Origin of the sequence: Kineococcus esterisolvens (assembly GCF_050871405.1) — a bacterium.
Classification (GTDB): Bacteria; Actinomycetota; Actinomycetes; order Actinomycetales; family Kineococcaceae; genus Kineococcus.
Window position 1 is genome coordinate 1 of record NZ_JBJLRI010000129.1, and the last position, 5,488, is coordinate 5,488.

General features: G+C 74.7%; 6 protein-coding genes. 4 read left to right on the top strand and 2 right to left on the bottom strand.

Annotated elements, in window-relative coordinates; translation table 11 throughout:
• Positions 1–264 precede the first annotated feature (264 nt).
• Positions 265–1,203, top strand: coding sequence for an aminoglycoside phosphotransferase (locus ACRYR8_RS20890; RefSeq protein ID WP_432486144.1), 939 nt, complete (start codon positions 265–267; stop codon positions 1,201–1,203).
• 76 nt (positions 1,204–1,279) lie between these two features.
• On the opposite strand, the gene ACRYR8_RS20895 is transcribed toward ACRYR8_RS20890, so the two are convergent.
• A complete protein-coding gene (locus ACRYR8_RS20895; protein ID WP_432486143.1) occupies positions 1,280–1,612 on the bottom strand; it encodes an SdpI family protein in 333 nt (110 codons plus the stop codon).
• Between the two features lie 252 nt (positions 1,613–1,864).
• Here ACRYR8_RS20895 and ACRYR8_RS20900 point away from each other — a divergent pair, with 252 nt between their 5' ends.
• From ACRYR8_RS20900 to dxs, 3 genes are all read left to right on the top strand, one after another.
• Positions 1,865–2,068 (top strand): hypothetical protein, encoded by a 204-nt coding sequence (locus ACRYR8_RS20900; RefSeq protein ID WP_432486142.1) that lies wholly within the window; start codon positions 1,865–1,867, stop codon positions 2,066–2,068.
• A 164-nt stretch (positions 2,069–2,232) separates the two neighbouring features.
• The gene (locus ACRYR8_RS20905; RefSeq protein ID WP_432486141.1) at positions 2,233–2,613 is read left to right on the top strand and encodes a hypothetical protein; all 381 of its coding nucleotides are present in this window, start codon (positions 2,233–2,235) and stop codon (positions 2,611–2,613) included.
• A 164-nt stretch (positions 2,614–2,777) separates the two neighbouring features.
• On the top strand, positions 2,778–4,697 hold the full coding sequence (gene dxs, locus ACRYR8_RS20910) for a 1-deoxy-D-xylulose-5-phosphate synthase (RefSeq protein ID WP_432486206.1): 1,920 nt from the start codon (positions 2,778–2,780) through the stop codon (positions 4,695–4,697).
• A gap of 28 nt (positions 4,698–4,725) precedes the next feature.
• Here the strand turns inward: dxs and ACRYR8_RS20915 are convergent, their stop codons facing one another.
• A complete protein-coding gene (locus ACRYR8_RS20915) occupies positions 4,726–5,379 on the bottom strand; it encodes a hypothetical protein (RefSeq protein ID WP_432486139.1) in 654 nt (217 codons plus the stop codon).
• Positions 5,380–5,488: the final 109 nt, after the last annotated feature.

Below are 5,488 nucleotides of genomic sequence, written 5' to 3' on the forward strand. Positions count from 1 at the left end.
CGGTAGTGACCGGCCGGGCGTTTGATCAGCAGCCAACCCATCGACGCTTCACTCGGCACGATCCCCGTCTTACCTCACAGGCGAGCCGTTCGCGTCGGCTTGCTCCCGCTCATCCCGCCGGCCGCGCAGCCGCGCCCTAGTACCCGGACAAAGCGGGTACCTCTCGGGCCTGATCGGAAGTCGGTAGCTGCCGACGGTGTTCCTCAGCTACACGGAGCCGGTCCCGTCATCGCTCCACCGTTCCGCGACCGTCGACCTGCTCGCATGAGCCACCGACACGTCGACGTTCCGGCCATCGCCGCAGCCAAAGCCGCCACTGTCCCCGGCGGGCAGATCTGGGCCGCCGACCTGCCCGAAATCCTGACCACCCTCGAACGGACCTGGTCGATCAGCATCACCGACCCCCTGCCCGGCGGCACCGCCTCCTACGTGGCCCGCGCCCGCACCGCCGACGGACGCCCGGTCGTGGTGAGGGTCGCCGCCCCCGGCACCGGCTTCGCCCAACAGTCCCGCACCCTGACCCTCGCCGCCGGGCGCGTATACGTCCGTCTGCTCGCCTGCGACACCCAGCACGAGGCCGCGCTGCTCGAAGCGCTGGGAACGTCGCTGCACCAAGCTGGCCTGGCCCCGGCAGCGCAGTTGGCTGTCCTGGGTCGCTGCCTGCGCCGCGCCTGGCGCGTCGCTTCGGCCGCCGGCCTCAGTCAGCTCATCACCGACCTGTGGCAGCGCCTGGACCAGCCGTGCTCCGAGCGGGTGCTCGAGTACGCCCTGGTCTGCGCCGCCCGGCGTTCGGCCGCCTTCCCCGCGCAGGTGGAAGCCGGTGCCTGCGTCGTGGTGCACGGCGACCCCGCCCCGGTCAACGCCGCCCGCGTCCTCACTCCCCGCCCCGGCGCCGAGGACGGCTTCGTCCTGCTCGACCCCGACGGCTTCTGCGGCGACCCCACGTACGACCTGGGGGTGGCGGTGCGGGACTGGTGCCCCCAACTGTTGGCCACCACGACTCCGATCGAGGTGCTGGCCGGCTACTGCCGCCTGCTGGCCGAGCAGACCGCAACGGATCCGGTGGTGGTGTGGGAGTGGGGTTACCTGGAGCGAGTCTCCACCGGGCTGTACGCCTTGTCCTTCAGCGCCGAGGAGCACGCACAGCCGTACCTGCATACCGCGCAAGCGCTGCTCGACGACAGGGTTTCGGCGAAGGTGTGATGCGCGCGGTCATGGCGCACTCCGGGTGCGATCATGGCTGTTCGGGGCCGTGCGGTCGCTCTCGAAGAGCAAGCCGTCAACAGCGCGGATGCACCGCACGCGCGGCTCGACCAGCCACGACCGTGGCGTGCAGCAGCACTGCCACCACCCCGGCGTAGCTGACGCCGAAGGCCGTCAAGGTCACCGCCTCACCCCACGAGCGTCCCGCGCTGACCACGGCCAGCCCTGCACACACCACCGCAGCCACCGCCGCGACCCACCCGGCACGGCGCAGACCCGGCTCCGCGGCTCGGTGCCCGACTCGCCAGCACTCATCGCAGTGCATGGTCGCCCTGGTGCGCACCCCCATCAGGCCGTTGCGCTCCAGCTCGCCGGAGTGGACAGCCCTGGTCACGACCACCAGCAGCACCGCGAGCACCACCAAGCCCCACACGGCCGAGAGGACAGCTCCTACCGGCACGCTCGCACCTCTCGACGCTGGGTGATCGACGACCTCAGCCTGGCAGCCAGGCGGTCACCGCCGCACTCACCGCGCGCGGCACGTGCTTCGCGACCTGCCGCAGGTGCTGGTAGCGGCAGGACCACGCGTTCGGTCACGGCGCGGACATCGCGCGCCTGTCGAGGAGCGGATGATCATTCGGCGACGCCCACCGGGACAGTGGTGACCACCAAGACCTGGTGGGCGTTGTCCCTGGCCGCGGTGGCGTTCACTGCCGCGGGCGTGTGGTGGGGCATGGGGCGTGTCGCCGGCGGGTGCAGCGGCCCGCTGTCGCTGCTGGTGATCTGGGCGCCCGACGTGCTGGGCGCAGTGGTGCACAACCGCCGCCTCACCTCGTCCGTCGATGCCGACCTGGAACAGCTGTAGGCGACGGCAACGTGCGGTCATCCCTGGAGCGCACTGCGGTGCGTGCGCACGTGCCGCGATCCGGGTGATGCGTCGACGACACCGTCCACGACGCAGACCCCCAGCTCGCAGCCGTACGCTGCTGCCCGACTCAGGGGAACAAGTGTTCGATCGAGGAGGTGCCAGTGGAACCGCGCGCACGCCGGCACGGCCCGCCGGGCTGGCCGCAGGAGGTGCCGCCCGCCGGTGCGGGGGAGTGGCGCAGCGCGGCCGTGGCGTGGCTGCTGGACCAGGCACCGCCGGAGTACCGGGGCCACCCGCCGCTGCGGAACCACCCGGTGCTGCTGGCCTGGCTCGTCGGCCACCACGTCGCCGCCGGGCGGGAGGCGGTGCGCCGCGCGACCGCCGGCGCCCGTCGCGAGCTGTCGGCCCACCTCCCCCCCGAGGTCGTCCCCCGTGCCCTGGAGGTGCTCGAGCACGAGGAGCTGCGGCTGCGCCGCCTGGCCCGCGCGGTGGACCTGCTGCAGAGCGCCCTGCGCGGCGAGGGGTTCGTCCCCCGGCTGTGACGCCCCGCGACAGCGGCCCCGGGCCTTGTGCGGGTCCTGTGCCGGTGCGCCGAGCGGGTGCGGTTGGCCGCGCTGACGTCCGGCGCGGCTCCTACACTCGCCCGGACGACGACCGCCGGACCGCACCACCCACAGCACCGCACGCGTACAGGAGGCCACCCCGCATGGGGCTGCTCGAGAACATCAAGGAGCCTGGGGACCTCAAGCACCTGTCCCCGGAGCAGCTGCCGCAGCTCGCCGCCGAGGTGCGCGACTTCCTCGTCGCCGCGGTCAGCCGCACCGGCGGTCACCTGGGCCCCAACCTCGGTGTGGTGGAGCTCACCATCGCCCTGCACCGCGTGTTCGACTCCCCGCGCGACCGCATCGTGCTGGACACCGGCCACCAGAGCTACGTGCACAAGCTGCTGACCGGCCGGCAGGACTTCACGCACCTGCGCGAGGCGGGCGGGCTGTCCGGCTACCCCTCCCGGGCCGAGAGCGAGCACGACGTGGTGGAGAACTCCCACGCCTCCACGTCCCTGTCCTGGGCCGACGGCCTGGCCAAGGCGTTCGAACTGCGCGGCGAGCCCGACCGCCGGGTCGTCGCCGTCATCGGCGACGGCGCCCTCACCGGCGGCATGGCCTGGGAAGCGCTGAACAACATCGCCGCCGCCGACCGCCCCGTCATCGTCGTCGTCAACGACAACGAGCGCTCCTACGCCCCCACCATCGGCGGCATGGCCTCGCACCTGGCGACCCTGCGCACCACCCGCGAGTACGAGAAGCTCCTGGACTGGGGCAAGCAGTCCCTGCGTCGCGGCGGGGCCCCCGGCCGGCTGGCCTACGAGACCCTGCACGGCATGAAGAAGGGCATCAAGGACATCGTCGCCCCCCAGGGGCTGTTCGAGGACCTGGGCCTGAAGTACGTCGGCCCCGTCGACGGCCACGACGTGGACGCCGTCGAGCACGCCCTGCGCCGCGCCCGCTCCTACGGCGGGCCCGTCATCGTGCACGCCATCACCCAGAAGGGTCGCGGCTACAAGCCCGCCCTCGACGACAGCGCCGACCACTTCCACGCCGTCGGCGTCATCGACCCCGAGACGGGCGAGGCCCAGGCCAGCTCCGGCTCCTCTTGGACCAGCGTCTTCGCCGACGAGATGGTCGCCCTCGCCGCGGTCCGCGAGGACGTCGTGGGCATCACCGCCGCGATGCGCCTGCCGGTCGGGCTGGAGCCCTTCGCCCGAGCCCACCCCGAGCGGGTCTTCGACGTCGGCATCGCCGAGCAGCACGCCGTGACCTCCGCCGCCGGCATGGCCGCCGGCGGGCTGCACCCCGTCGTCGCCGTCTACGCCACGTTCCTCAACCGCGCCTTCGACCAGGTCCTGCTCGACGTCGCCCTGCACCGCGCCGGGGTCACGTTCGTGCTGGACCGCGCCGGCGTCACAGGCCCCGACGGCGCCAGCCACCACGGCATGTGGGACATGAGCATCTGCCGCCTGGTGCCGGGGCTGCGCCTGGCCGCACCCCGCGACGCCACCACCCTGCGCGAGGAGCTGCGCGAGGCCGTCGCCGTCGAGGACGCCCCCACCGTGCTGCGCTTCAGCAAGGGCAAGGTGCCCGCCGACCTGCCGGCGATCGCCCGCACCGGCACCGTCGACGTCCTCCAGGGCCCGCAGTGGGCGACCGGCGACGACGTGCTGATCGTCGCGGTCGGTTCCCTCGTGCCGCGCGCCCTCGACGTGGCGGCGCGCCTGCGCGCCCACGGCGTGGGCACGAGCGTCGTGGACCCGCGCTGGGTCGTGCCCGTGCCCGAGGCGCTGGTGGAGCTCGCGGCCACCCACCAGCACGTCGCGGTCCTGGAGGACGGCGGCGAGGTCGGGGGCCTGGGGTGGGCGCTCGCCCAGGAGCTGCGCACCCGGGCGGTGAGCACCCCGGTGCTCACCTTCGCCCTGCCGCAGCGCTTCCTCGACCACGGCTCGCGCGAGGCGATCCTCGACGAAGCGGGGCTGGCCCCGCAGGCCGTGGCCCGCACCATCGTGGAGTCGGTGGCGCGCGGCGCCGGCGCCGACGCGCACGCCTCCACCGCCCCCGGCACCACTGCCTGACCCCGGCCCGACGTCCGTGCGGGCCGGGCTACAGGCGCAGCACCGCCCGCGCCACGTCCCCGGAGCCCCAGTCCCCGGAGCCCCCCGCACCACCGGTGCCCCGCAGGTCCGGTGCGGTGGGGGCCGGCGCGACCTCCTCCCGGGTGACCAGCACCGGGCGGCGCAGGCCCCGGTCGGCCGGGTCGGTCACCGCCCACGCGGCCACCACGAACGCCGGGTCGACGCGAGCCAGGTCGAACCAGCCGCGGGTGCGGTCGGGCACCGCGACCGCGCGCATCACGGACCCGGCCACCAGGTGCTCGCGCAGGCTCGCCGCCGCCAGCAGCGTCGGCACGTCGCAGCCCCCCACGGGCCGCAGGACCCCGTCGCCGCGGGCCCCCGCGTCGCGCTGCAGCCGCTGCACGGCCAGCGCTCCCATCGCCTCCAGATGCTCGCGCTGCTGCGCGGTGAGCGCCGGCGCCGCCCCGGTGGCGCGCGCCGAGGCCGCCGGCACCGGCAGGGTGCGCTCGACCCCGTCGTGGGCCACGACCACGCCGGGCCCCAGGTCCAGCGCCCCGCCCAGCAGCGGCTCGGCGGCCCAGCCGGAGCCCGGGTGGCGGTCCGCGCCGCGGGGCACGGCCAGCGCCACCCGCCGCGCGCGCGAGCGGTGCAGCTCCCGGTGCGCCAGCAGGAGCTGGCGCACCCGCGAGCGGGCCGCGGCGCCCGGCTCGCCGCTCCCCGTCGGTGCGGGCGAGCCCGGGGGGAAGCCCGGCGCCCCGGCGACCTAGTCCCACACCAGCGGTGCGCCTCCG

Coding starts and splice junctions, on each gene's coding strand:
- ACRYR8_RS20890 (WP_432486144.1), top strand. CDS start 265: ATGAGCCACCGACACGTCGACGTTCCGGCCATCGCCGCAGCCAAAGCC.
- dxs (WP_432486206.1), top strand. CDS start 2,778: ATGGGGCTGCTCGAGAACATCAAGGAGCCTGGGGACCTCAAGCACCTG.